The sequence below is a fragment of the Pseudoalteromonas sp. Ld19 genome (assembly GCF_045064135.1).
Taxonomy (GTDB): domain Bacteria; phylum Pseudomonadota; class Gammaproteobacteria; order Enterobacterales; family Alteromonadaceae; genus Pseudoalteromonas; species Pseudoalteromonas aliena.
This window is the reverse complement of the sequence record NZ_JBISHA010000021.1, coordinates 739,141-763,556: the sequence shown is the minus strand read 5'-3', so window position 1 is coordinate 763,556 and position 24,416 is coordinate 739,141. Positions and strand designations below refer to the sequence as shown.

Here is a 24,416-nt window from a genome sequence, read left to right as displayed (position 1 = left end):
ATGAAACGTTTATTATTAACTTTATTTTTGCCACTGGGCTTTGGTTGTACGCAAGCAATAAACAACAGTACGCAGATAACAGACGATGCTCCGGCGTTTTTTGAGCCACAACGTGCTGTTGCAGCACCGAGTGAAAATGGCTCAATGTATCAAAGTAATATTGCTGTTATGAACAAACAAAGCCAAATAAATACCAATATACGTAAAAACATTAATCATTATATACGTGGCATCATGCAGGATATGGCTGAAAACCTACAGTACGTGAACACAAAAACGCCGCTAGCAGTTTCAAGTTTTATATTTTTAGATCATGATTATAACGATGCTACTTTGTTAGGTAATCAAATAGCCGAAAGCTTTATGCACGAGCTGCATAATTTTGGCGTCCCCGTTATTGATTTTAAAACCACTGACTACATGCGCGTAACGCCAAGCGGAGATTATGTATTTAGCCGTGATTTTTTAGAGCTTAATCAAGATCAAAATTTTAGCTATGTATTAGCGGGCACCTTGGTTAACCATCAAGGCGGAGTACTGGTCAACGCACGAATAGTCGGGCTTGAAAGTAAAGCGGTTGTAGGCTCAGCGCAGGGCTTTATTCCTCAAGCTGTGATAGATGCACTCAATAGTAGTCGTAGCAAAGATGGCTTGATGCTCAAACAAGCAAGTAAGTGAGGTTACTGATGACTAATCTAGTTAAGAAACTTATTTGTATAGCGGGCGTATCCCTATTAATTTCGGGGTGTAATTTATTACAAAGCCAGCCAAATAAAGTCACAACAGAAACGCAGCAAAGCACCACTAATAATTACGATTTTAGCCAAATGCTACAACAAGTTGAAAACGATAAAGTAGATGAGTACAAAGACTCAAGTCAGTTTATCCCAAGTAAACATCATAAAATACTAGCCAATTATGTCGAACAAATGGCGCTCGATTTAACAGAAACAATGCGTATTGAGCAAGGTATATCAATTGCAGTTGCATCGTTTGTTGATTTAGATGCCACGCTTAAAACAACGAACCAACTAGGTAATCAATTATCAGAAACGTTTATGCACCAACTGCAAAAATTTGGGTATAACACGGTAGACTTTAAAACAGCAGATTTGATTACGGTAAACAATCAAGGCGACTTTGCTTTTTCGCGTGATACGTCAAAACTGGCAAAAAATAATATCGCGAGTCATATATTATCAGGTACATTGATTTATCGTGAAAATGGCGTGGAAGTCAATGCGCGTGTAATCAATGTTCAAAGCAAACGTTTAGCGGCCAGTAGCCGAAAATTAATACCACTGTATGTACTAAATAAAGAAGATATATACTTATCAAGCAATTAACTTCATTCGGTGCTTGATATAAAAAACCAGATACCGTTATAATTCAACTCATTAAGCACACCGCTTTGTGGCCTCTTAGTTAAATGGATATAACGGCCCCCTCCTAAGGGGCAGTTGCAAGTTCGATTCTTGCAGGGGCTACCAATTAAATCAATAGGTTACGTTTTTTGTTTTTTATTTCGCTTATTTTTTATAGCACATTTATAGCATCGTAAATTGAAATATAAAGAATTAGCGCTGTCCTTTTATTAAAATAGCCAAATTACATTCAGGCTGCTTTGTGCCATGAGCGGGCATTAGTAACGCCTTGCTCACTGGAAAATTGGGTGCGTGGCGAGTGATTTTTCCGAGTGCTGCAACTTGTTAACTGCTTACCTCAGGAATAAGTTTATTTTGATACTCATGAATTACCTCTTGGCTAATCCCAAGTTTCTCTAACAAATGCGATACGACAACTAATTTAAGAATTCGACCAACATTTACGTAATCGTTAATATTGAGTATTTTAATCAACTTCTTAGGCTTTCCAACGTGAGCTAGTTCATTTCTAAGGTCACTAATATTTTTTCCTAAACTTTCATTATTGTGATTTAAGAATATGTCCATAATAGATTTTTTTAACTCTTCCGATCCATACTTATTAATTGGCCCCTCATATTTATCGGATGTAGGCATATTCAAATCTTGCGCTACTGCTTCGATGTTCGTAGCAAATAAAACGATATCACTGTACGCGGAATGAAGAGTTCTATAATTTGTTTCATATTGAAACGTAGTTGATAAGACGCGATAGACTTCATGTAGCTCTAACCACATTGATATTGCCTTTGGTAAATCGATTTTTTCACGATTTATAGGCATAAAAAAGTAAGATTGACTTCCTTTCGCTAAGTCGACTGTCCTTGATTCAAGGTAGAGACTTGATAGTAGGCTTACCGAATTCTTCGGTTCTTTGTTTGGGTAGAGCTTTACTTCGTCGGGAAAAGTAGGCTTGTCCATGAATATTGAGAATAATGATGATATCTTATTAATATCATTATTAATTTCAGAGGCCGTCTTGGGAGATTCTGTTTCATATTTAAATAAAAACTCAAGAGAATTTCTAACCATAAATGATTCATCTGGGTAGCATTTTTTTATTTCTTCAAATGCATCTGAAAACTTTTCTAAGGAGTCACTTTCTTTTGTCATCATTAAATTGACAAGATTATGAGTCACGTCTTTAAACTCTGCTCGATTTTCAAGCTCTAAATTCCAGCCATTACCCTCAATTTTTTCTAAAATGCCCTCTTTAAACGGCACACTATTTATATGTCCCTGAGGGTAAAAGAACTCTTGCATGTGATGAAAGGTAAATCGGCAGTGATGAAAATTAGACCTAGCCTCGACAAAGCTACCTATTAACAAATGAGGAAACCGATGTTTTCCATGCTTTGTTCTAATGCTTCCCCAAGGACGCCCACCTCTGTTGAAATCGAATGGGCCAATTAAAGTGCACTTTTTATCGTTATCTAAAATACCAATAAGTTTTTCACACTGATTGGGTACACTCGAGTCAGCAATATTGTATTGCAGGCTCAACCCTTTCTCAGTTGAGTAACTTATTTTTCCTGCAAACCTAGCATCATAGGAGTCTTCTGAATGGAAAAATTCACCAAAGAATTCATGCTCTTCGAATGCACTATAGATATCTTTAGTCACGTACTACTCCATAGCAGTTAATCTTTAAGTAGTGCGCCCATCGCGCATATTTCTGCCGACGCCACGCTCATTTATCTACCTTGGATAGTTTTAACAAATTATCTAAGGTATTACTATCACTAAGTTTTCTAAAATTTCAGGTAAATTTAAATGAACTAATATGCGCTCAGGGCTCATTTTCATGAATATGTGGGCAAACAATAATCAATAATACACGAAGAAATAACAATGACACCCATTCTAATTTTTGCACTTTGTAAAACGAAGTACTAGTCTTTGTTTAGTGCAAAAACCAGCAGGGTGTCACATGGCTATCGCAAGAAAGCGTCAAGTAAGTTTGGTTGATACAAAGTATTATCACTGTATATCACGTTGTGTTCGGCGTGCTTTTTTGTGTGGAAATAACAAAATAACAATGACACCCATTCTAATTTTTGCACTTTGTGAAACGAAGTACTAGTCTTTGTTTAGTGCAAAAACCAGCAGGGTGTCACATGGCTATCGCAAGAAAGCGTCAAGTAAGTTTGGTTGATACAAAGTATTATCACTGTATATCACGTTGTGTTCGGCGTGCTTTTTTGTGTGGAAATAACAAAATAACAATGACACCCATTCTAATTTTTGCACTTTGTGAAACGAAGTACTAGTCTTTGTTTAGTGCAAAAACCAGCAGGGTGTCACATGGCTATCGCAAGAAAGCGTCAAGTAAGTTTGGTTGATACAAAGTATTATCACTGTATATCACGTTGTGTTCGGCGTGCTTTTTTGTGCGGTGAAGACTATTTTACTGGTCAATCTTACGAACACCGCAGAGGGTGGGTTGAAGACAAACTGCTTGAGTTAGCTAAGATATTTTGTATAGACGTCTGTGCTTATGCTGTTATGAGTAACCACACCCATTTAGTCCTGTATGTTGATGATAAAAAAGCGAATAGGCTGAATGATAAAGCGATTGTTATTCGCTGGCACAAGCTGTGTAAGGGCACTGTACTTACGCAAAAGTACATACAGGGTGAGAAGCTAAGTAAAGCTGAACTTATCTTTTTTAATCAAACAGTAAAGGAATACCGAGAACGCCTATCAAGTATTAGTTGGTTTATGCGATTATTAAATGAAGACATTGCGCGCAGAGCAAACAAAGAAGATAACTGCACAGGTAGGTTCTGGGAAGGGCGGTTTAGGTCACAAGCACTTCTTGATGAAGCCGCATTGGTAGCTTGTATGGCGTATGTCGACTTAAACCCAATCAGAGCTAAAATGGCTAACACCCCAGAAGAATCTGACCATACCAGCGCCCAACTACGCTTAACATGTGCAATGGAAGGAAAACAACCAAAACAACTTCTCCGCTTTGCAGGCATGCCACGTCAAATAATGCCAAAAGGACTCCCGTTTGAGCTTAAATCGTACCTTGAACTTGTTGAATTAACAGGGCGTTGTATACGAGAAGATAAACGCGGGTATATTGAGAGTACACACTTCCCCTTACTCGAAAGGGTTAATATTTCCCCTGAAAACTGGTTAAAACTCACCACACAGTTTACGCGCGTATTTCATGGTGCAGTAGGGAGACCCACTTCACAATCAAGCTACTGTGAAAATTTAAAGCGTAAACGGCGAATAAATATTAGCAACTGCGAAAAGCTACTGGCATAAATTAAAAACCATTCAATAAAAGTTAAAACTGCAATTATGCAGTCATTTTCATGCGCGTAATTTAGGTTTAAGAGTGATAATGACTTATTTGATGTGTGCTTTGCGAATAATAATATAAAAATAGGTGAATTCTTGGTCAAAAAAGTAAATTTAATAACACAATACTATTTGTACAATTAGAGTGGCTGTCCTGTTTAATCTTTCATAAATTAAAAACCATTCAATAAAAGTTAAAACTGCAATTATGCAGTCATTTTCATGCGCGTAATTTAGGTTTAAGAGTGATAATGACTTATTTGATGTGTGCTTTGCGAATAATAATATAAAAATAGGTGAATTCTTGGTCAAAAAAGTAAATTTAATAACACAATACTATTTGTACAATTAGAGTGGCTGTCCTGTTTAATCTTTCATAAATTAAAAACCATTCAATAAAAGTTAAAACTGCAATTATGCAGTCATTTTCATGCGCGTAATTTAGGTTTAAGAGTGATAATGACTTATTTGATGTGTGCTTTGCGAATAATAATATAAAAATAGGTGAATTCTTGGTCAAAAAAGTAAATTTAATAACACAATACTATTTGTACAATTAGAGTGGCTGTCCTGTTTGATCTTTCATCAGACAGCTGAAGAAGTCTTTATTAATTAGTGATTTAAGGTTTGGTGCACTTGGAACCTGAATTCGGGCCACATATAAAGCTCCTTTTAGTTGCATTGCGTGCTTATGTTACAGCTCGCTTTAATGTATTTTCTTAAAACGTGACCATAGCTGAATGTTTTTAGATCAATTACCTACTATGGTCAATATGAGTAATTTATTTTTAATAAAAATTATCGCTCTTGTTACATATTCTCAAATTCTGCCATTACTAATTGCTCTACTTTATTGCGGCTGGCAATCATTGTCTCAAAATCTGTTTTAACACTTTCTAAAACAGCGGGCGGATTAATGCGCTTGATTCTTTCAAATTGAACGGCTTCGGTTTCATCATATGCAAGTATTGCTAAGGTGACTTTGTTACGATTAATGCCGTTTGTAAACACGCCTTCGGTGTCGAGACGAATTAATACACGTTCTAATGCTTGTAACCATTGTTGCCAGTGCTGTTGTGATTGTTCATCAGTTACACTGAAATCTGTATCATTGAGTTCATAGCAAGCTTCTTCAGTGCTGGTAAAGTATTCAGAGTAGGTTTCAAGTGAAGGAAAGTCATCCGGATTCCATTTTGCCAATAAAAAGTCATCCTCTTCGTTATCGTATTCTTCTTCAAAGACCTCTTTTAAATCGGATAAAGTATTAAACATTGGCAGCAGGCTGTAGCTTCCAGTGTGATAAAACCCGAGTACATAAAGATCGTGACCGTGATCGTGTACAATTTTAGTGAATCCTGCTTTCGCGTCTAAATATAGGGTTTGTTCAAAGTTTTCTATATTGTTCATCAAAATAATAACTCCTTTTAAGTGGGTTATTATTCTATAAATATATGAGGTGTTTTGCGAGGTCTATGTTTTACATAATAGCCAGAACACGCCCCAGCTATTATGGTGTTATTGACTAACCATCACTTGTAATTGTACTAATTAATTCACTTAATACCGTTTCGGCTTGGCTTGTTTCTACTTGGCAAGTACCTGCATTTAAATGCCCGCCACCATTGTATTTAAGACACAGTTCGCCAACATTAGTGTTTGAACTGCGGTTAGTGATTGATTTACCAATCGCGTACACAATATTTTGCTTTTTAAGCCCCCACATTTTATGAATCGAGATATTGCAGTCAGGGTACATGGCATAAATTACAAAGCGGTTGGTAGCATAAATAGTTTCTTCTTTAGTTAAATCAAGCACTACTAAATCGTTATGAACTGTAGCGCAGCGGCTTATTTGTTCTTTTGCCTGTTGATTATGTTCGTTATACAGATCGACGCGTTCGGCTACGTCTTCCATTTGTAGTATTTTTTCAATGCTTTGATCTTTGCAGGCGTCAATGAGTTTCATCATTAATTGGTAGTTTGAAATTTTAAACTCGCGAAAACGACCAAGGCCAGTGCGTGCATCCATAATAAAGTTCATTAATACCCAATCTGTTGGGTTTAATATTTCGTCTTTTGAAAACTGAGCTGCATCACCTTTGTCTACCGCTTCCATCATTTCTGTGGAAATAGTTGGAAACTTTTCTACGCCGCCATAGTAGTCATACACAACACGAGCAGCCGATGGCGCGAGTGGGTCGATAATATGGTTTTTAATGTCGCTTGAGTTACGAACGGTTTCGCTTAGGTGATGATCAAATGCAATGTGGCAGCCTGCAACGTAGGGGAGGTTAGTGGTGATATCGTTTTCGGTAATATCTATTTTCCCATCTTGCATGTCTTTTGGGTGAACAAATACAATGTCGTCTATTAGGTCTAAGTCTTTGAGCAGTACGGCGCATACTAGGCCATCAAAATCGCTGCGAGTGACTAGTCTAAATTTATTATTGGGCATGGCTGTTCCATTTTTTTAATTGAGATATCAATTGAGTGTAACAGCTAATATTTTTTTTGAGAGATCTGCTTAAAAAAAACACACAAAAAGCCAAAGTAAATACTTTGGCTTTTGTTAGAGCGTGTCTATGTGGTAAATGGTTTATGCGCCAGGGCCACATTCCATACAGTGGTTAATAATATCAGGGCCAAATTTAAGTTTGGCGTTTAGGTCGCGCAGTGCGGTGCGTAACCCTTCTTCGATAACAGGGTGGTAGTATGGCATATCGAGCATTTGTGGTACGGTCATTTTATTTTGAACGGCCCATGCTAGTAAATGTGCTATGTGCTCTGCTTGTGGGCCAATAAACTCAGCACCTAAAAATAAACCAGTGCCTTGCTCTGCGTAAACACGCATGTGGCCTTTATTTTTAAGCATTACTCGGCTACGGCCTTGGTTTTCAAAGCTGACTTCACCTACTTCAAAACAACCACATTCACCTAAACGGTCGGTGATATTTTTGTAGCTTTCGCCTACCATTGCTATTTGTGGATCGCTAAATACCGCTGCAATTTGAGCTCTACGCAAGCCTATTCGTACATCTGGAAAGCGCCCTGCATTTTGTCCTGCAATAGTACCTTGATCAGATGCTTCATGTAGCAGTGGGATCATGTTGCTAGCGTCACCCGCTATAAATATGTTTGAGTCGCCACATTGCATAGTGCGTGCATCGGCAATGGGTACGCCGCGATCATCAAGCTCAATGCCGGTGTTTTCAAGCCCAAGCTTGTCTACGTTAGGTACTCGGCCTGTGGCTGCAAGTACGTAGTCAAACTGTTCGGTGTGTTTCTCACCTTGTTTGTCGGTGTAAGTTAGCTGTGCTTTGTCGCCAACTTGCATCATGTCAGATACGTTTGAGTCGGTATCTACAAAAAATTCTTGAGCAAAAACTGTGTTTGCGTAGTCTCTTACTACAGGGTCGGTAAGTGGGCCAATTGCGCCGCCTACACCAAATAGTTTTACATTTACGCCTAGTCGGCTAAGTGCTTGGCCAATTTCTAGGCCTATAACGCCTGGGCCAAATACAGCAACAGATTCTGGTAGGTCATCCCAATCAAATACGTCGTCGTTTATAACCAGTTTATCGCCAAAATTATTAAATACGCCAGGGTATGAAGGGCGAGAGCCCGTTGCTATTACAAAGCGCTTAGCGGTAATAATTGTATGATCGTCGATTTGTAAGCGATTAGCGTCTAAAAATTGTGCGTAACCACGAATTTTATCATCATCGGGTAATTCATCTACGGCTTCCACTACAAATCCTGCAAAGCGATCGCGTTCACTTTTAACGCGTGCCATAACTGCCTTACCGTCAATGATAGGCTTTGAGCTATGTACACCAAATGCAGGGGCCATTTCAATTGAATGAGCAGCTTCCGCTGCGGCAATCAATAATTTGCTTGGCATACAACCAACACGGGCGCATGTTGTGCCGTAAGGGCCTGATTCAATCATTAATACGTTTTGTGTAAACTGTTTAGCATTACGATAAGCACTTAAACCAGCAGTACCAGCACCTATAACAACAACATCGGTTTGCAATTCTTTCATAGCGTTTTCCTTTAATAAACAGAGGCTTTAAAGCCCCTGTTAATTTTTACTTAATTAAGCAAAGTATTTTTCTAAATCGTCTGAACCGCCAATGTGTTTACCACCAATAAATATTTGTGGAACAGTCTCACGACCAGATATTGCTTTAAGACTTGTTAGTGATGCGCCTGAGCCCATCGTGATCTCTTCGTATGCGAAGCCTTTTTCTGTTAGTAGCGCTTTCGCTTTTTTACAGAATGGACAGCCAGGTTTAGTAAATATGCTTACAGGCTCTGGTTTAGCTTGCTTAGGGTTAATGTAGTCAAGCATTGTATCTGCGTCAGATACTTCAAACGGGTCGCCTGGTAAATCTGGTTCGATGAACATTTTGTCAATCACACCATCTTTAACTAGCATAGAGTATCTCCAGCTGCGCTTACCAAAGCCTAGGTCGTTCTTGTCTACTAACATACCCATGCCGTCAGTAAATTCGCCGTTGCCGTCTGGTAATAAAGTAATGTTTTGCGCTTCTTGATGCTCAGCCCATGCATTCATTACAAAGGTATCGTTTACTGATAAACATACTATTTCGTCAACGCCATTTTGCTTAAGTACACCCGCTAATTCGTTGTAACGTGGTAAATGAGTTGATGAACATGTTGGTGTAAATGCACCTGGTAGTGAAAACACGACAACGGTTTTACCTTTAAAAATGTCATCAGTTGTTACTGATTTCCATTCGTCATTTTGACGAGTTGCAAATATAACGCTCGGGATTGTTTGGCCTTCAATATTGTTTAACATAGTTTTTGTTCCTCTTGATTTGTTGATAGCCATTATGGCGAACAATTAAATATAGTTCCAATCGTTTGTTTGTATTAAACTGATAGCTATAAACTATCACGTAGAGCTGAATATGAACTTAAAAGACTTTGAATACGTAAAAGCAATAGCGCACTATAAGCATTTTCGCAAAGCTGCTGACGCCTGTTTTGTAAGTCAGCCTACATTAAGTGGTCAAGTAAAAAAACTCGAAAATGAGCTTGGCGTTACTTTGTTTGACCGTTCAACTAAGCAGGTTACCTTAACAGTAAAAGGCGCTCGTTTATTGACACAAATAGAGATTATTTTAGAGCAAACGCAAATACTCAAAGAACTTGCCGCTACGTCTAACGAGCCACTGCAAGGCAAGTTGACCATAGGTATTATTCCTACCATTGCGCCTTATTTATTACCTGCGTTATTAACATCGATGAAAGCGGCGTTTATTGATAGCCAGTTTTCGTTTATTGAAATGCAAACGGTCACTATTCTAGAGGCCCTTAATAGTGGTCAGCTCGATTTTGCAATTTTAGCCGATGTGCCAGAGCTTAAAAATTACCATACTGTTAATTTATACAAAGAAGATTTTTTGGTTGCTGTCTCGCACGACAATACGTTATCAAAGCATAAAAAAGTATCACTCAGTGACTTACAAGATTGCAGCCTGTTAATGTTAAGTGATGGTCATTGCTTTAAAGATCAAGCCCAAAAGTTTTGTTTTTCTGCCGGTGTTGACGTATCTAATCAGTATCAGGGGAATAGTTTAGAGACTTTACTTGCGCTGGTGGCTATGGATGACGGTATTACGTTTGTTCCAAAGTTGGCGTGCACTGAACGTATAGGAATTGATTATTTACCTATATTTCCTAATCAGCAGCGGAATGTGGTGTTTGCATGTAGAAAACATTATCCGCATTTATCGGGCGTTGAACAATTGGGTGAGTGGCTGTCGGCTCACCCTAATTTAAAAGCTAAATTGATTAAAAAAATTAATTAAAATATTTAAAGGTCTTGGCTGATTATTTCTACTACATCGTTAATTTGCACGCCTGGCAGCGGCTTATCATCAATACTGACTGCAATAGCGGTTTGTTGATACAGCTGCTCTACGCGAATTGTATTAAGAGTAGTCACCGTATGCGGCATAATGTTACCTGCGGCATCAGTTAAATAATTATGATGTGCAATGCTTAGCATTTGGCCTTTTTTTAGACCATGCGCCTTGCCTAAATTAATAACGACTTTACCGTTTTCCATATGCATTATTTTACCTTGTGTAGGTAGGCATGCCATAGCAGCTTGAATATCGTAGCTTATAGATTGGTTTATATTATTAATATTTTGTCCATAAGCCGACTGCCAAAATTTATCACTATTAACATCGACTATGGCTGTTTTTTTAAATGGCCATACCGCTTGGCTATGGTAGCTGTTTTGCCAAAGTTGTTCGTAGGTAGTGCCGTCAAACAGGACAAGTTCAATGCTGTAACTACGTTGATAGCTTTCGTCTTGCCAAAATGCGTAATCGCTATTTAATTTGTCGCTAGCTGATAAGTTAGTTATTTGGCTAAGTAGAACGTATTGTGCATTACTGCGAGAAGCGATTTCTTCTAGTTGCGCGTTTGAGTAGTCATGCTGCTGAGAAAAGTATTTATCAACTTTAATCGCATTCTTGTAATAGGCTACAGGTACTGCGCTCATTTTTGACTTTTGTAATGAGGTAAAAATATTTTTGCTAACGGCTTTATTTATGTCAAATATTTGACCCAGTCTAGCTTGCTCGCGATGATTAAGCTGACTTTGTGTTACGGCTACAAATTTATTAAAACTGCTTTGTGGGCAGTGCTCTGTTTGAGAAAAAATATCGAGACGTAGTGTAATTGCAAATTTATTGCTGTATTGATTTTCGCTAACAAGTTCAATTTTTTGTATTTCGCCGTGGCTACTTATTTTTAGCTGATCTTGCATCAATACGCCATCTACTAAGGTTTGTACTGAACTGACTCTTGCGCCAGAGAAGACTAATGCTTGTGTAATTGCATCTTTTATTGCTGCAGATTTAGCTGCACTCACATCGCCGTTTTGAACTTGTGCGTGGCCGGTCGATTCATACCATTGTGCTTTTGTAAAAGGCGAAAACGTTAATAATGCCGTTGCGCTTAACCCCGCAAATGCTAACGATAAAAACGATTTCATACTCTTACTCCCATTAAACTTTAGCTAGTGTATTGGTTAGAGCAAGGACTGTACCAATATTATGTCAAAGCCTAAAACAACACTATAAATGGCATTAAACGTGCATAAGTTAGGTTAATTAATATTTAAGGGCTAGGTACTATGCGCGTAATTACATTACTTATTACACTTGGCTGTTTAACCTTAAGTGGTTGCAGTAGCGTTTTTGATAAACATGTTGAATATAAATATGTAGAGCCAAATAATTACCCAACTTTAAAAGCAGTAGGGTACGCACCCATTAGCTTGCAACAGGGAAATAATAGCTCACAAAAGCAATTGATGGCTATTAAAGCCTCAAAATTAGAGGCTTACCGAGAGTTAACAGAGCAAGTTTACGGACAACAAATTACCGCAGGCACCACGGTTGAAGGCTCAATAGCAAAAGATGATTACTTACAAAGTAAGGTACATGGCATTATTAAAGGTGCACAAATCATAAAAACCTATGCAGTAAACGATACATATATAACAGAGCTTGAGCTTAATATGAAACGCGTACACGATTTATACATAGGTGAGATTAAACCACGTGAAGTTAAAAAAGTGACTTACTATTAAGGGTTGTTGACCCTTTGTGGTTGATTTTGCAGCAGGTTATTTGGTATTTATGCAAGGTAGAGTCGGTGTAGTGCAGTGTGGTTGTCCCTCGTAAGTGATTGACAAGGAAGCATAGATGCCAAACATGTGCTGCCCTCGGGTTTCATCTTAGAAGGGTTACTCATGTTGTTTACTGGGGTGTCGAATGGAGCGTCAGCAGCTTTGTTCAACTTTTATCTGCTTTATTAGGTTACAAATATCACGCCGCAATTAACACTTATACTAATCGGCATAAGTACTTGAATGATTGAACGAATTAAATTCCCCCATAACGTTGTTAAAATTTTTATTTAGAATAATAAAATTTTAATCTTGAAAGATCACCACGCCCCAATCGAGCATAAAAAAGCCCCACTAATAATATTAGTAGGGCGCTTACAGGTTTAATTTTACGCTTTTAAGTTATGTACTAACTTATTATCAGTATTAATTACGCTACCACCTTGGTCATAGGTCATAGAAGAGGGGGCACCAATCAAAATTTCTTTTAATTGTTTTACGCTAAGTTGGGCTTGATGTGCCGCATGTGCGTTTACATCATTTTGCTTTTGGCATTGCTCAAGTTTTTTGCGTATGAGTGTAATTAAATCTTTAACATTTGATGATTGCTCATCATTACTTGCTATTAGTGTATTTAATTCTTTATCGAGAGAACTTAGCTTAGTTAAAAAAGACATTTTTTGTTGGGCAATTTCTTTTAAACCTTCACCACGTCGCGATGCTATCGAATTAAGTTCTTCGTTCAATAAGTCATGTAAAGAATCCAAGCAATCAACTTGTTCATTAAGCTTAATTGTAATTAAACCGTTATGATCAGCCATACACGTCAAACTCAAAATCAGCTAAATTTTTAGCAAGCTTTTCGTTATCAATTTGGTACTTACCTTCAGTGATTGCTTTTTTCAACTCAGCCACTTTGTCACTATCAAAACCAGTCGACTGTTGCGCTTTGTCTTGAAGTGTTTTTAATTGTTGAGCTTGTGGTGTTATGCTTACCGAGTCGCTTGCAGCTTTAGGTGAAGCAGACTGAGCCACTTGTGTATTTGTATTATCTCTTTGTAAATCAACTTTTTGCTGTTTAGTGTTAGTTAAAACACTTGCTTGTTGATTACCTTTATTAACTTGATTGACCATAATAATAAACCTGTATATTACCCAACTATGCTAAGTTATCGGCATATCCATAGGATACTTTAGTATAAATTTATATTAAATATTCACTTGTACGGACTCTACACCATCTACTCGTGCATTTAAAACTTTACCTGTTTTTTTGTTCTTAACATTTATTTGTTCACCAAGTATTCCATCTTCTAAAGCAATACCTGAGGTTTTTACTCTAAGTCCTTTAATATTAGCATAAATAGTGACAGGTTCGCCTTTACAGACCATACATATTTGATTCAATAATACGGGCGTGCCGCTTCTTATATTTCGCTTACTGCGACTGCCAATAAGTACTTTTAGATCATCTAAGTATTGCGCTCTAATAAAATGCGTGGGTTTCATCTCAATGGTGAGGTGAGAGCTTGTTATAATTTCACCTCGCGCTAAATTTGTGCTCGTGACCACAACTGGCGCCATTTCGACTATTCTAACGTGTACGTATTGTGCCCAGCTTTGCGCATCGTTACATTTTATCTGTAGTGTAACTTGGCGATTAAAGGGGGGATCGCTAGGAATTAAAAGCTCAGGCTCCGTGTTACAGGTACGATCTGGTATGCGACTATCCAGTGGTAAAGCACTTAAGTCTAGCTGCGTATCGTTTGAAATATTAATTTGAGCTGCAACATAAGATATAGCCATCTCCTGCAGTAAATCTTTATCAAAGACTTTGGCTTGTACAGAGAATACTAAACTGAGGCTAGCAACAAAATAAAAAACACTGTATCTTCTGATTTTTTTTAACAAACTCATAATGTTTCGACTATGCTTATGGTTTCAAACAGGGTATAAATATTTTGCGTCAAAAAAAAGACGCTCCCGTGATGTTATGTAAGCTTTATAAACAGAAAGCAATTATCATTCCGTAATACTTGTTTTCTTTAGGAGATTTGAATGGCAGGCATTTTAGACTCAGTAAACCAGCGCACTCAGTTGGTTGGGCAGAACCGCCTAGAATTACTATTATTTAAGCTCAGGGGTAGGCAGCGTTTTGGTATTAACGTATTTAAAGTGAGAGAAGTGCTTCAATGTCCTCCACTAACGAGTATGCCAAAGTCTAATCCTTATATTCGTGGTGTTGCTCATATTCGTGGTCAAACTATCTCAGTTATTGATCTGTCTATGGCTGTGGGTGGACGCTCAATCGAAAATATTACAGACAGTTTTATAATAATCGCTGAATATAACCGAACAGTACAAGGTTTTTTAGTTGGCGGTGTAGAGCGTATCGTAAATATGAATTGGGAAAAAATAATGCCTCCACCATCAGGTGCAGGGCGCTATTCATATTTAACAGCGGTAACTGAAATAGAAAATGAGCTTGTTGAAATACTTGACGTAGAAAAAATACTTAATGAAATTTGCCCAGTTGATACTGAAGTAAGTGCTGAAATTGCAGAAAGTGGTGACATGCAAAAAGATTTAGGCGAGCGAATTATTTTTATCGCTGATGACTCTGCTGTTGCACGTAACCAAGTTAAAAGAGCGCTAGAACCTTTAGGTGTTCAAATAGAGCTTGCTAAAAATGGTAAAGAAGCACTCATTCGATTAAAAGAAATAGCAAAGCTTGACTGTAAAAATGATATTACGGAACGTGTTGCGCTACTTATATCTGATGTAGAAATGCCAGAAATGGATGGATATACGTTAACCGCAGAAATAAAAGCAGATCCTAAGCTTGCTCCATTGCATGTTATTTTACATACCTCTTTAAGTGGTGTTTTTAACCAAGCAATGATTGAAAAGGTTGGTGCAGATGATTTTATTGCGAAATTCAACCCAGATGAACTAGCTACAGCAGTTAAAAAATGGGTTCATTGTGATTAATCTGAATAGGTGTCATTAACTTGAATAATAAAGATTTGCAGCAAGGTGAATACGATCAATTTCGTTTGTTTTTAGAGCAACAGTGCGGCATTGTTTTAGGCGAAAATAAACAGTACTTAGTTAAAAGTCGGCTCGCCCCGTTAATGGCTCGATTCAATGTAGAATCTTTATCGCAATTAGTTAGTAAGACGCTTGGTCCACATGAGCGTCAACTTCGTGCTGCTGTCGTTGATGCAATGACAACCAACGAAACATTGTGGTTTAGAGATCAATATCCATTTGAGCTTCTTCAAAGTAAGCTGTTCCCAGAATTTAAAGATTTGAAGCGGCCATTAAAAATTTGGTCTGCGGCCAGCTCTTCAGGGCAAGAACCTTATTCTATTGCGATGTCTGTGTCTGAATATCAATCTAAACAGTCCAATGCGTTACGTATGGGGGCTCAAATCATAGGCACTGATATTTCTAATACTATGCTGGATATGTGCAAAAATGGCGAATATGACGCCCTTGCTTTAGCACGAGGGCTTTCAGCTGAACGCCGCAAGAAGTTTTTTAAAGACAGCGGCAATGGCATGGCACAAATAAATGATACGGTTAAAAAACAAGTCAGCTTTAGGCACCTAAACTTACTTGATTCTTATGCGTTAATGGGTAAGTTTGATATTATTTTTTGCCGTAATGTGCTGATTTACTTTGCACCTGAGATAAAAGCTAAAATCATTAAACAATTTGCTCAGGCACTCAATCCAAAAGGCTATCTATTTTTGGGCGCATCGGAGTCGATGACCGGATTGAGTGATGAATTTGATATGGTACGCTGTAATCCTGGAATTATTTACCAAAAGAAAGTTTAATGTTTTCCCCTTCTATAAAATGACACTTTCAGTGTCATTTTTCTTTTAAATACATCCCCTTATAAAAATAGCTTTGTTGCTTTTATATATGGCTTATTTTTTGCTTTATATAAGACAAGTCAATTTTTTGGAGATGGTCATGGCTATCAGTTTTGATAAAGCATTAGGTTTGCATCCGCAAGCGATGTTAATCCGTTCAAAAAGAGCAGAAGTAATTGCAGCCAATATTGCAAATGCTGATACGCCGGGATACAAAGCAAAAGATATCGATTTTGCCACAGCATTAAAAGCGGCAAAATCAAACCAACAAAGCGGCAATACAATGGTTAGAACCAATGCGAAACATATTGCTGGTGGAACTCGTAGTGTCGGTAATTCTGAGTTATTTCGTATGCCAAATCAAACAGATACGGGCGATGGTAACTCTGTTGATATACAAGTGGAACGAAACTTGTATACACAGAATGCTATGGAGTATCAGGCCAGCTTACAGTTTCTAGGTGGCAAATTTAAAGGTCTGAAAAAAGCACTCGGTAGTCAAGGAGCCTAATTATGAGTTTATACAATGTTTTTGATATAGCCGGTTCAGGTATGAGCGCACAGAATGTGCGTTTAAATACCACGGCTAGTAATATCTCTAATGCAAATACGATTAGTTCTTCTCAAGACAAAACGTACCGAGCACGGCAACCTGTGTTTGCAGCTGAGCTGACTAAGGCGTCAGCATCAGTAAGTAATCCGCAGGGATCGGCTGTTGGCGTTAAAGTGTTAGGCGTTGTTGAAAGTAACAAGCCATTACAAATTGAATATAACCCAAACCATCCAAGTGCAGATGAAAATGGCTATATTTATAAACCTAACGTTAATGTTGTTGAGGAGATGGCTAATATGATCTCAGCCTCTCGCTCCTATGAAACAAACGTGCAAGTTGCAGATGCAGCTAAGCAAATGTTAAGTAAAACACTGCTATTGGGCCAGCGGTAAATGAGGGTAGACCATGAGTAACGATATTAATACCTCTACATCCTATACGGACTCTTTGCGTTGGCAGGATACACAGCCGGAAACTGCAAAGAAAAGTGATGCATTAACCCAAGAAGATTTCTTCTCGTTGTTAACGCAGCAGTTGTCGTTTCAAGATCCCAGCAAGCCAGCTGACAATGATCAAATGATTGCGCAAATGACAAATTTTACCATGGCTGAAGGTATCTCAAATCTAAATTCAAAATTTGAGTCTTTGGCAGCTTCAATGACCTCCAACTCGGCGTTGCAGGCATCAACACTTGTTGGTAAGAAGGCATTAATCGGATCAAGTACATTAGAGCTTAACAGCAGTGGTGAAGCCAAAGGCACAATCGCAGCTGAAAGGCCTGTTAAAGATTTGAAACTCAGTATTACGGATGCGTCAGGACAACTTGTTAGAACTATTGAGTTAGGCACTCAAGCAGCGGGTGGCATACGATTTAACTGGGATGGAAAAAATGAAGCTGGCGAAAGTCTTCCTACGGGAGAATATAGCATAAAAGCTGAAGGGAGTATGGGGGAGGAGTTTACTAGCTTGCCTATAGCCTCATATAAAAACATTGAGAGCGTAAGTATTAATGGTGCTAATGGCATTATTCTTAACACCAAAGAAGGTGCGATTAAGCTGACTGATGTCGCAGAAATTGCATAAAGTATTTAAAGTATATTTCTAGCCTAAGGCTAAATATTAATAGTTTAGAGGTCAATTATGAGCTTCAATATTGCGTTAACTGGCATCGCTGCCGCACAAAAAGATTTGGATGTTACTGCTAATAACATTGCTAATGTAAATACCACTGGCTTTAAAGAGTCTCGCGCTGAATTTGCTGATGTTTATGCATCGTCAGTGTTTACTTCAGGTAAAACTAAAGCTGGGGATGGTGTGCAAACAACATCGGTATCTCAACAATTTCACCAAGGTTCAACTTTAGGTACGAAAAATTCGCTCGACCTTGCTATTGGTGGTGATGGATACTTTGCGCTTAGTTCAGAGCTTGGCTCACAAGATCAAACCTTTACTCGTGCTGGTGCATTTAAATTAAATAAAGATAATTTTATCGTTGATTCACAGGGTAATTTTTTACAAGGTTTCCCTGTTGATGCAGTCAGTGGCGATGCAACATCGGTGAGCTTGAGTACCTCTACAGCAATTCAGATCCCTGACTCATCTGGTTCACCGCGTGCTACAACAAATGTGTATTCATCGTTTAGATTGGACTCAACCAAAGCGCCACCATCAATTACGCCATTTGACCCAACTCAAACGGGGTCATTTACTCACTCTACCTCAACGAACGTGTACGATTCGTTAGGTGAAGCACATACAATGCAATTGTATTTTGTGAAAACAGACTCGACTGTTACAGGTAATGCTAACGAATGGCAAACCTTTGCCACATTAGACGGTCAACCATTTAACCCAGATGGTAGTGCACAACCTACAGCGCCGTATAACCCAATTTCAACATTCCAGTTTGATGCTAATGGCATACCACTTAATACCAATGGTGCATTAAATACAGGAAATACATTCAACCCGGTCACGTTAACTGGCGCAAATATATCAGGACTTTTGAGTAATGGCGCAAGCTTTCCTAATAATGTAACAATAAATTGGCGTGACGAAGCTGGTACATCTTCAAAAATACCAACACAGCATGCAGGGGCTTTTGAAAATAAAGTATTAGATCAAGATGGTGCCGCAGTAGGTCGATTAGCGAATATTGATATTGGCGTAGATGGAAAAATTGTTGCTTCTTACAGTAATGGCGACTCTACCTATTTAGGGCAAGTCGCATTAACTCGTTTTTCTAATTCTCAAGGCCTACAACAAGTCGGAAATACTTCTTGGAAGAAAAGTTTAACTTCTGGTGAGCCGATAGCCGGTGAAGCTAATTCAGGTGCATTTGGCAAAATTAACTCATCAGCATTAGAGCAATCAAATGTTAATTTAACAAATGAGCTTGTTGATTTAATTAGTGCACAACGTAACTTCCAAGCCAATTCACGTGCGCTGGAAGTGAATTCAACACTACAGCAAGCCATTTTACAGATACGATAATTTAAATTTTTATCGACTAAATACTAGGCTGCCTTGTTGCAGCCTTTTTTATTATCTGGAGTTAGAATAATAGGATATAAAAATCATCTATTTCGACAGCGATTTTTTATCATTATTAGACAGAAAATTAGCTTAAGTGGTGTCACCTTTTTATTTTTAATACAGAGTGATTGCATCAAAATAGCTGCCTTTAGCTTGATATAACTACCATTATTTCCCTCAAAACGCGTCAATTTCAATTTCATACTTCTTTGGCATCTATTTTGCATTTACTTAATTAGAGATTTTTTATGTGAGTCGATGTTATGGACAAAATGGTCTACATTGCGGCGTCTGGTGCAAAACAAAGCCTGCAAGGGTTAGCACTTAAAGCCAATAATTTGGCGAATGCTAATACAACTGGGTTTAAATCCGATTTTGCACAAGCGCGTTCTATGCAAGCGTTTGGTGAGGGTTTACCAACGCGTGTATTTTCAATGCAAGAACGTCCTGGTTCAAACATGGCATCGGGCGGTATTATTCAAACCGGTCGTGACTTAGATATCGCAATGAGTGATAACGCTTGGCTTAGTGTGCAAGATGCATCAGGAAATGAGGCATATACAAAAGTAGGTACGCTCAACATCACAGCCGAAGGCATGCTAGTTACAAGCGGTGGTCGTCAAGTTATTGGCGAAGGTGGTCCCGTTATATTACCAGTGCCAATTGAAAAAATTGCATTTAGTGAAGACGGTGCAATTCAAGTTCGTCCGCAAGGCGCACCCGCTACTTTTTTAGAAGAGATAGGTAGACTTAAAGTAGTCGAAGCAAATAACGCACAGCTTGAAAAAGGCAATGATGGTTTATTTAGACCAAAGCCAGATCAAACTGTTGAGACGTCTGCCAATGTAAAAGTATTGAGTGGTAGCTTAGAGATGTCGAATGTGAATCCAGTTCACGAAATGGTCGATATGATCAGCCATCAACGCCAATTTGAATTACAAGTGAAACTAATGAAAACAGCTGAACAAATTGACGAACGTCAAGATCAGTTATTACGCATAGTTTAGCTTTAAAGTGAGGACATTATTATGAATCCAGCATTGTGGATAAGTAAAACAGGGCTTGATGCTCAACAAACTGATATTTCGGTTATTTCAAATAATTTAGCCAACGCAAGTACTGTTGGTTATAAAAAGAGCCGCGCAATTTTTGAAGATTTACTCTATCAAAATATTAATCAACCAGGTGGGCGTTCGTCGCAAGACACTGAAATGCCGTCTGGTTTAATGCTTGGCGCTGGTGCAAAAGTAGTTGCGAACCAAAAGAACTTTTCACAAGGCAACATGCTAACTACTGAAAACTCCTTAGATTGGATGATTTCAGGTCCTGGTTTTTTTGAAGTACTGCAACCAGATGGCAATATTGCTTATTCACGCAATGGGCAATTTACAACTGACGGTGATGGACGCATTGTAACATCAGGCGCGGGTTATGTTGTGCAGCCTGAAATGAATGTGCCGGATGATGCACAATCTATAACTATATCCCAAGATGGTGAAGTGTCAGTAAAAGTTGGTGGGCAAGCCGAAAATGTTGTTATTGGCCAGCTGACGATTAGTGACTTTATTAACCCGTCTGGTCTTGAGCCTGTGGGGCAGAACTTATATACCGAAACGGCAGTAAGTGGTGCGCCTGTACAAGGCAATCCAGGTGTTGAGGGGTTAGGTACAATTATTCAAGGCTCACTTGAAACGTCAAACGTCAATGTAACCGAAGAATTAGTAAACCTAATTGAAACCCAGCGAATTTATGAAATGAACTCAAAAGTAATTTCTGCAGTTGATGAAATGATGAGTTATATCAATCAGCAATTATAAGGTTTAAGGGCAGTTTATGCGTAATATCATGCTATTTACAGCAGGCACTTTGCTTTTAAGTGGTTGTATATCAACACCTAATATTGAGGTAGTTCAAGACGACCCTTACTACGCACCAATGTACCCAGAACCTAATTTAGAGCCCGTTGTAGCAACGGGATCGTTGTTTAATGTAAACGTATCTAACGACTTGTATGCAGATAGAAAAGCACTACGCACTGGCGATATCATCACGGTTAAACTACAAGAGTCGACTCAAGCTACAAAAGCGGCAAAAACAGAAACAGATAAAGAAACCGATGCAAGCCTTGACCCTGTTGTTGGCTTGGGTGGGCTACCGGTAAATATTGGCGGTGACAGCATTCAATTTGGTATTGGCAGTGACTCTTCTTTTAAAGGGGATTCAAAATCAAACCAGTCAAACAGCTTGGTTGGCGATATATCTGTAAACGTAATGCGTGTTTTACCAAACGGAAATTTAGTTATCCGTGGTGAAAAATGGTTAACGCTTAATACTGGTGAAGAGTTTATTCGTCTAGAAGGCTTAGTCCGCCCGCAAGATGTAACCTCAGATAACACCGTAGAATCAAACCGAATTGCTAATGCACGTATTCAGTATTCGGGTAAAGGGCAAACGCAAGAAGCGCAAACAGCCGGTTGGTTAACACGCTTTTTCACAAGCTCACTCTTTCCTTTTTAGAGGACATTCAATATGAATGGATTTAAATTTTTCTGTTTAATCGTTTTATTCGCAAGCCAATTTTCGGCCAATGCAGAACGTATTAAAGATATCTCTATGGTGGAAGGTGTGCGCTCTAACCAATTAGTTGGTTATGGTTTAGTGGTTGGTTTACCGGGCACTGGTGAACAAAGTCAGTTCACACAACAAAGCTTTAAAGGAATGTTAAGTAATTTTGGTATTACATTACCTGCTAATTTAAAGCCTAAAATTAAAAATGTCGCAGCTGTTGCAGTACACGCAGAACTGCCTGCATTTAGAAAACCAGGGCAAACAATCGATATTACAGTCTCATCTATCGGTAGCGCAGGTAGTTTGCGCGGAGGGACTTTAATACAAACGTTTTTAAAAGGTGTTGATGGCAATGTATACGCTATTGCGCAGGGAAGTCTTATTGTTGGAGGGTTAGGTGCGCAGGGTCTAGACGGCAGTAAGGTCGTTATTAATACTCCGACTGTGGGCCGAATTCCTAATGGTGCAACAGTCGAGCGGGCTGTTAAAAGTCCCTTTATGCAAGGGGATCACATTACTTTTAACTTAAATCGTCCAGATTTTACAACCGCAAAACGCCTAGAAAAAACGATAAATGATTTGGTTGGCCCAAATAGCGCTCAAGCAATTGATTCGGTCTCTATTCGTGTAATTGCCCCAAGAGATGCATCACAACGTGTATCGTATTTATCAACGCTTGAAAATTTAGAATTTAAACCGGCTGATATGGCGGCAAAAATTATAGTTAATTCACGTACGGGCACTATCGTAATAGGTAAGAATGTGAAATTACAGCCAGCGGCTATAACGCATGGCGGGTTAACCGTCACTATTGCTGAGCAACAAAACGTATCGCAACCAAATCCGCTAAGCGAAGGTGAAACTGTTGTAACGCAACAAAGTATTATTGATGTTAAGCAAGATGACTCTCGGGCCTTTGTATTTAACCCAGGTGTAAGCCTTGATGATTTAGTGCGTGCAATTAATGAAGTTGGCGCAGCACCGGGCGATCTAATGGCTATTCTTGAAGCATTAAAAGAAGCAGGGGCTATTAACGGCCAACTAGTGGTTATATAAATCGTTAAAAATAAGTCTTAGGGCCTGTTTATCTTTCGAGGTTAAATTTGCAGCAGACTGTTTGGTATTTAGGCAAGGCAGAGCCTATGTAGTGTGGTTATTCCCCATAAATAGGCGATAACGCAGCATAAATGCCAAACATACGCTGCCCTTGGGTTCTGCCTAGGGGCAATTTACTCTTTGTTGCTCGGTTTTTACTTAGCCCACTAGGTTACAAACCTCACGCCGCGATTAAATCGCCCCTAGATTGAACAAATTTTAATCCTGAAAGGTCAACAGGCCCTAGAAAACTATTTTTTAGGACTTAACTTGTACATTTCCCACCAACATAGTTTTATCACATATTAAGTGGTTCAATTTTTGCATTCTAATTCGTATTATTCATTATTGTGTCAAAAAGCTGATGGAAACAAATCACCTCGATAAGCAAAACTTTTTTGATTTAGGTAACTTAGATTCTCTGCGTCGAGAAGCCTTAACGAGCGGTGATGCATCAACGGATGCGTCTAAAGCTGCGCTCAAAAAAGCGGCGGCACAATTTGAAGCTATTTTTACGCAAATGTTGCTCAAAAGTATGCGCAAAGCAAACGAAGCATTTGAAGACAAAGAAAGTCCTTTCAATTCAAGTGGTGTTAAGTTTTTTGAAGAAATGCACGATCAGCAATTATCTACTGAGCTTTCATCTAATGGTTCATTGGGGTTGGCTGATTTAATTGTTCAACAGTTATCTCCTGACGGTAAGAGCTTTATGCCGGGGTCTGTACTTAGAACCACTAATGATATTTTTAGTGATAAACGAGCTGGTTCGACACTTCCTCATGAGCAAACAGCACAAGAAGCAACGTCTGCTCTTAATAACAATAAAGCAGAGGCTGAAAAATCAACAGTAACCACGCCTACGTTTGAAACCGCTGAAGAGTTTGTCAGTTCGGTTTGGGAACATGCTAAAACAGCCGCACAAAAAATTGGCTTGAATCCTGCTGTTATGGTTGCACAAGCTGCACTTGAAACGGGTTGGGGTAAACACATCATTAATAAAAGTGACGGTAATAGTTCATTCAACTTATTTAATATTAAGTCAGATAAAAGTTGGGAAGGCGAAAAAGCAAGCAAAGTAACACTCGAATTTGAGCAGGGCACGGCAGTAAAAAAACAAGCTAGCTTTAGAGCTTACGATTCAATAAAAGAAAGTGTTAATGATTTTGTTGATTTTTTAACACAAAACCCGCGTTACCAAGATGCACTACAAAATACTGCAAAACCGACTGAATTTTTAGATTCATTACAAAAAGCAGGCTATGCCACCGATCCAAATTATGCCAGCAAAATAAAAAAAGTGCTTAACAGTGATGAGCTAAAAGATATTGCGGCAAATGTAATCCGCCAAGGAGTAAAGTAAC

25 protein-coding genes, 1 tRNA gene and 1 pseudogene are annotated in these 24,416 nt (G+C 38.6%); 18 read left to right on the top strand and 9 right to left on the bottom strand.

Annotated elements, in window-relative coordinates; genetic code table 11:
• The 3 genes from ACJJVZ_RS15505 (at position 1) to ACJJVZ_RS15495 (ending at position 1,490) form a co-directional block, all read left to right on the top strand.
• Complete coding sequence (locus ACJJVZ_RS15505) at positions 1–678, top strand: FlgO family outer membrane protein (protein WP_405601751.1); 678 nt, start codon at positions 1–3, stop codon at positions 676–678.
• 8 nt (positions 679–686) lie between these two features.
• A complete protein-coding gene (locus tag ACJJVZ_RS15500) occupies positions 687–1,346 on the top strand; it encodes a FlgO family outer membrane protein (protein ID WP_138586590.1) in 660 nt (219 codons plus the stop codon).
• 69 nt (positions 1,347–1,415) lie between these two features.
• A tRNA-Arg gene (locus ACJJVZ_RS15495) sits at positions 1,416–1,490 on the top strand.
• 219 nt (positions 1,491–1,709) lie between these two features.
• On the opposite strand, the gene ACJJVZ_RS15490 is transcribed toward ACJJVZ_RS15495, so the two are convergent.
• Positions 1,710–3,047, bottom strand: coding sequence for a HEPN domain-containing protein (locus ACJJVZ_RS15490; protein ID WP_405601748.1), 1,338 nt, complete (start codon positions 3,045–3,047; stop codon positions 1,710–1,712).
• A gap of 307 nt (positions 3,048–3,354) precedes the next feature.
• On the opposite strand from ACJJVZ_RS15490, the pseudogene ACJJVZ_RS15485 reads away from it, so the two are divergent.
• A pseudogene (locus ACJJVZ_RS15485) lies at positions 3,355–3,462 on the top strand (transposase); the annotation flags it as partial.
• Positions 3,463–3,728: 266 nt separating this feature from the next.
• Positions 3,729–4,703 carry a transposase gene (locus tag ACJJVZ_RS15480; protein ID WP_405601746.1) on the top strand — a complete coding sequence of 325 codons (975 nt, stop codon included), beginning with the start codon at positions 3,729–3,731 and terminating at the stop codon, positions 4,701–4,703.
• An 846-nt stretch (positions 4,704–5,549) separates the two neighbouring features.
• Here ACJJVZ_RS15480 and ACJJVZ_RS15475 read toward each other — a convergent pair.
• The 4 genes from ACJJVZ_RS15475 to ACJJVZ_RS15460 form a co-directional block, all read right to left on the bottom strand.
• Positions 5,550–6,146, bottom strand: coding sequence for a DUF4303 domain-containing protein (locus ACJJVZ_RS15475; protein ID WP_138586414.1), 597 nt, complete (start codon positions 6,144–6,146; stop codon positions 5,550–5,552).
• 115 nt (positions 6,147–6,261) lie between these two features.
• The gene (locus ACJJVZ_RS15470; RefSeq protein ID WP_405601743.1) at positions 6,262–7,194 is read right to left on the bottom strand and encodes an exopolyphosphatase; all 933 of its coding nucleotides are present in this window, start codon (positions 7,192–7,194) and stop codon (positions 6,262–6,264) included.
• A gap of 141 nt (positions 7,195–7,335) precedes the next feature.
• The gene (locus ACJJVZ_RS15465; protein ID WP_405601742.1) at positions 7,336–8,784 is read right to left on the bottom strand and encodes a dihydrolipoyl dehydrogenase; all 1,449 of its coding nucleotides are present in this window, start codon (positions 8,782–8,784) and stop codon (positions 7,336–7,338) included.
• 54 nt (positions 8,785–8,838) lie between these two features.
• Positions 8,839–9,567, bottom strand: a complete 729-nt coding sequence (locus ACJJVZ_RS15460; protein WP_405601739.1) for a glutathione peroxidase — start codon at positions 9,565–9,567, stop codon at positions 8,839–8,841.
• Positions 9,568–9,679: 112 nt separating this feature from the next.
• Between ACJJVZ_RS15460 and ACJJVZ_RS15455 the strand changes: the two genes are divergently transcribed.
• Positions 9,680–10,582: a LysR substrate-binding domain-containing protein gene (locus tag ACJJVZ_RS15455; RefSeq protein WP_405601737.1), complete on the top strand. Its 903-nt coding sequence runs from the start codon at positions 9,680–9,682 to the stop codon at positions 10,580–10,582.
• A 5-nt stretch (positions 10,583–10,587) separates the two neighbouring features.
• On the opposite strand, the gene ACJJVZ_RS15450 is transcribed toward ACJJVZ_RS15455, so the two are convergent.
• The gene (locus ACJJVZ_RS15450) at positions 10,588–11,781 is read right to left on the bottom strand and encodes a flagellar assembly protein FlgT (protein WP_405601735.1); all 1,194 of its coding nucleotides are present in this window, start codon (positions 11,779–11,781) and stop codon (positions 10,588–10,590) included.
• 141 nt (positions 11,782–11,922) lie between these two features.
• On the opposite strand from ACJJVZ_RS15450, the gene ACJJVZ_RS15445 reads away from it, so the two are divergent.
• Positions 11,923–12,381, top strand: coding sequence for an LPP20 family lipoprotein (locus tag ACJJVZ_RS15445; RefSeq protein ID WP_182702497.1), 459 nt, complete (start codon positions 11,923–11,925; stop codon positions 12,379–12,381).
• Between the two features lie 428 nt (positions 12,382–12,809).
• Here ACJJVZ_RS15445 and flgN read toward each other — a convergent pair whose 3' ends face one another.
• From flgN to flgA, 3 genes are all read right to left on the bottom strand, one after another.
• On the bottom strand, positions 12,810–13,241 hold the full coding sequence (gene flgN / locus ACJJVZ_RS15440; RefSeq protein ID WP_077537200.1) for a flagellar protein FlgN: 432 nt from the start codon (positions 13,239–13,241) through the stop codon (positions 12,810–12,812).
• Positions 13,234–13,554: a flagellar biosynthesis anti-sigma factor FlgM gene (flgM, locus tag ACJJVZ_RS15435; protein ID WP_077537201.1), complete on the bottom strand. Its 321-nt coding sequence runs from the start codon at positions 13,552–13,554 to the stop codon at positions 13,234–13,236. The genes flgN and flgM overlap by 8 nt, the downstream gene beginning before the upstream one ends.
• A 75-nt stretch (positions 13,555–13,629) precedes the next feature.
• Positions 13,630–14,337: a flagellar basal body P-ring formation chaperone FlgA gene (gene flgA / locus ACJJVZ_RS15430; RefSeq protein ID WP_405601731.1), complete on the bottom strand. Its 708-nt coding sequence runs from the start codon at positions 14,335–14,337 to the stop codon at positions 13,630–13,632.
• A 141-nt stretch (positions 14,338–14,478) separates the two neighbouring features.
• Between flgA and ACJJVZ_RS15425 the strand changes: the two genes are divergently transcribed.
• From ACJJVZ_RS15425 to flgJ, 11 genes are all read left to right on the top strand, one after another.
• Positions 14,479–15,411 (top strand): chemotaxis protein CheV, encoded by a 933-nt coding sequence (locus tag ACJJVZ_RS15425; RefSeq protein WP_405601728.1) that lies wholly within the window; start codon positions 14,479–14,481, stop codon positions 15,409–15,411.
• Positions 15,412–15,431: 20 nt separating this feature from the next.
• Positions 15,432–16,265, top strand: coding sequence for a protein-glutamate O-methyltransferase CheR (locus ACJJVZ_RS15420; protein WP_138586407.1), 834 nt, complete (start codon positions 15,432–15,434; stop codon positions 16,263–16,265).
• 139 nt (positions 16,266–16,404) lie between these two features.
• Complete coding sequence (gene flgB / locus ACJJVZ_RS15415; RefSeq protein WP_077537205.1) at positions 16,405–16,815, top strand: flagellar basal body rod protein FlgB; 411 nt, start codon at positions 16,405–16,407, stop codon at positions 16,813–16,815.
• A 2-nt stretch (positions 16,816–16,817) separates the two neighbouring features.
• Positions 16,818–17,249, top strand: coding sequence for a flagellar basal body rod protein FlgC (gene flgC / locus ACJJVZ_RS15410; RefSeq protein ID WP_077537206.1), 432 nt, complete (start codon positions 16,818–16,820; stop codon positions 17,247–17,249).
• A gap of 13 nt (positions 17,250–17,262) precedes the next feature.
• Positions 17,263–17,940: a flagellar hook assembly protein FlgD gene (locus ACJJVZ_RS15405; protein ID WP_138586406.1), complete on the top strand. Its 678-nt coding sequence runs from the start codon at positions 17,263–17,265 to the stop codon at positions 17,938–17,940.
• Positions 17,941–17,997: 57 nt separating this feature from the next.
• Positions 17,998–19,350 carry a flagellar hook protein FlgE gene (gene flgE, locus ACJJVZ_RS15400; protein ID WP_077537208.1) on the top strand — a complete coding sequence of 451 codons (1,353 nt, stop codon included), beginning with the start codon at positions 17,998–18,000 and terminating at the stop codon, positions 19,348–19,350.
• Positions 19,351–19,655: 305 nt separating this feature from the next.
• Positions 19,656–20,399: a flagellar basal body rod protein FlgF gene (locus tag ACJJVZ_RS15395; protein ID WP_077537209.1), complete on the top strand. Its 744-nt coding sequence runs from the start codon at positions 19,656–19,658 to the stop codon at positions 20,397–20,399.
• A gap of 21 nt (positions 20,400–20,420) precedes the next feature.
• Positions 20,421–21,209: a flagellar basal-body rod protein FlgG gene (gene flgG, locus ACJJVZ_RS15390; RefSeq protein ID WP_405601724.1), complete on the top strand. Its 789-nt coding sequence runs from the start codon at positions 20,421–20,423 to the stop codon at positions 21,207–21,209.
• Between the two features lie 16 nt (positions 21,210–21,225).
• On the top strand, positions 21,226–21,909 hold the full coding sequence (gene flgH, locus ACJJVZ_RS15385; protein ID WP_405601722.1) for a flagellar basal body L-ring protein FlgH: 684 nt from the start codon (positions 21,226–21,228) through the stop codon (positions 21,907–21,909).
• Positions 21,910–21,921: 12 nt separating this feature from the next.
• On the top strand, positions 21,922–23,016 hold the full coding sequence (locus ACJJVZ_RS15380) for a flagellar basal body P-ring protein FlgI (protein WP_405601719.1): 1,095 nt from the start codon (positions 21,922–21,924) through the stop codon (positions 23,014–23,016).
• 403 nt (positions 23,017–23,419) lie between these two features.
• Positions 23,420–24,415, top strand: coding sequence for a flagellar assembly peptidoglycan hydrolase FlgJ (gene flgJ / locus ACJJVZ_RS15375; RefSeq protein ID WP_182700956.1), 996 nt, complete (start codon positions 23,420–23,422; stop codon positions 24,413–24,415).
• Position 24,416 lies beyond the last annotated feature (1 nt).

What these genes read in the sequence shown, in the direction of transcription:
- ACJJVZ_RS15480 (WP_405601746.1), top strand. Translation starts at nt 3,729, where the DNA reads ATGGCTATCGCAAGAAAGCGTCAAGTAAGTTTGGTTGATACAAAGTAT.
- ACJJVZ_RS15465 (WP_405601742.1), bottom strand. Translation starts at nt 8,784, where the DNA reads ATGAAAGAATTGCAAACCGATGTTGTTGTTATAGGTGCTGGTACTGCT.
- ACJJVZ_RS15425 (WP_405601728.1), top strand. Translation starts at nt 14,479, where the DNA reads ATGGCAGGCATTTTAGACTCAGTAAACCAGCGCACTCAGTTGGTTGGG.
- flgE (WP_077537208.1), top strand. Translation starts at nt 17,998, where the DNA reads ATGAGCTTCAATATTGCGTTAACTGGCATCGCTGCCGCACAAAAAGAT.
- ACJJVZ_RS15505 (WP_405601751.1), top strand. Translation starts at nt 1, where the DNA reads ATGAAACGTTTATTATTAACTTTATTTTTGCCACTGGGCTTTGGTTGT.
- ACJJVZ_RS15455 (WP_405601737.1), top strand. Translation starts at nt 9,680, where the DNA reads ATGAACTTAAAAGACTTTGAATACGTAAAAGCAATAGCGCACTATAAG.
- ACJJVZ_RS15405 (WP_138586406.1), top strand. Translation starts at nt 17,263, where the DNA reads ATGAGTAACGATATTAATACCTCTACATCCTATACGGACTCTTTGCGT.
- ACJJVZ_RS15445 (WP_182702497.1), top strand. Translation starts at nt 11,923, where the DNA reads ATGCGCGTAATTACATTACTTATTACACTTGGCTGTTTAACCTTAAGT.
- ACJJVZ_RS15395 (WP_077537209.1), top strand. Translation starts at nt 19,656, where the DNA reads ATGGACAAAATGGTCTACATTGCGGCGTCTGGTGCAAAACAAAGCCTG.
- flgC (WP_077537206.1), top strand. Translation starts at nt 16,818, where the DNA reads ATGAGTTTATACAATGTTTTTGATATAGCCGGTTCAGGTATGAGCGCA.
- flgJ (WP_182700956.1), top strand. Translation starts at nt 23,420, where the DNA reads ATGGAAACAAATCACCTCGATAAGCAAAACTTTTTTGATTTAGGTAAC.
- flgB (WP_077537205.1), top strand. Translation starts at nt 16,405, where the DNA reads ATGGCTATCAGTTTTGATAAAGCATTAGGTTTGCATCCGCAAGCGATG.
- flgG (WP_405601724.1), top strand. Translation starts at nt 20,421, where the DNA reads ATGAATCCAGCATTGTGGATAAGTAAAACAGGGCTTGATGCTCAACAA.
- ACJJVZ_RS15450 (WP_405601735.1), bottom strand. Translation starts at nt 11,781, where the DNA reads ATGAAATCGTTTTTATCGTTAGCATTTGCGGGGTTAAGCGCAACGGCA.
- ACJJVZ_RS15470 (WP_405601743.1), bottom strand. Translation starts at nt 7,194, where the DNA reads ATGCCCAATAATAAATTTAGACTAGTCACTCGCAGCGATTTTGATGGC.
- flgA (WP_405601731.1), bottom strand. Translation starts at nt 14,337, where the DNA reads ATGAGTTTGTTAAAAAAAATCAGAAGATACAGTGTTTTTTATTTTGTT.
- flgM (WP_077537201.1), bottom strand. Translation starts at nt 13,554, where the DNA reads ATGGTCAATCAAGTTAATAAAGGTAATCAACAAGCAAGTGTTTTAACT.
- ACJJVZ_RS15475 (WP_138586414.1), bottom strand. Translation starts at nt 6,146, where the DNA reads ATGAACAATATAGAAAACTTTGAACAAACCCTATATTTAGACGCGAAA.
- flgN (WP_077537200.1), bottom strand. Translation starts at nt 13,241, where the DNA reads ATGGCTGATCATAACGGTTTAATTACAATTAAGCTTAATGAACAAGTT.
- ACJJVZ_RS15380 (WP_405601719.1), top strand. Translation starts at nt 21,922, where the DNA reads ATGAATGGATTTAAATTTTTCTGTTTAATCGTTTTATTCGCAAGCCAA.
- flgH (WP_405601722.1), top strand. Translation starts at nt 21,226, where the DNA reads ATGCGTAATATCATGCTATTTACAGCAGGCACTTTGCTTTTAAGTGGT.
- ACJJVZ_RS15500 (WP_138586590.1), top strand. Translation starts at nt 687, where the DNA reads ATGACTAATCTAGTTAAGAAACTTATTTGTATAGCGGGCGTATCCCTA.
- ACJJVZ_RS15460 (WP_405601739.1), bottom strand. Translation starts at nt 9,567, where the DNA reads ATGTTAAACAATATTGAAGGCCAAACAATCCCGAGCGTTATATTTGCA.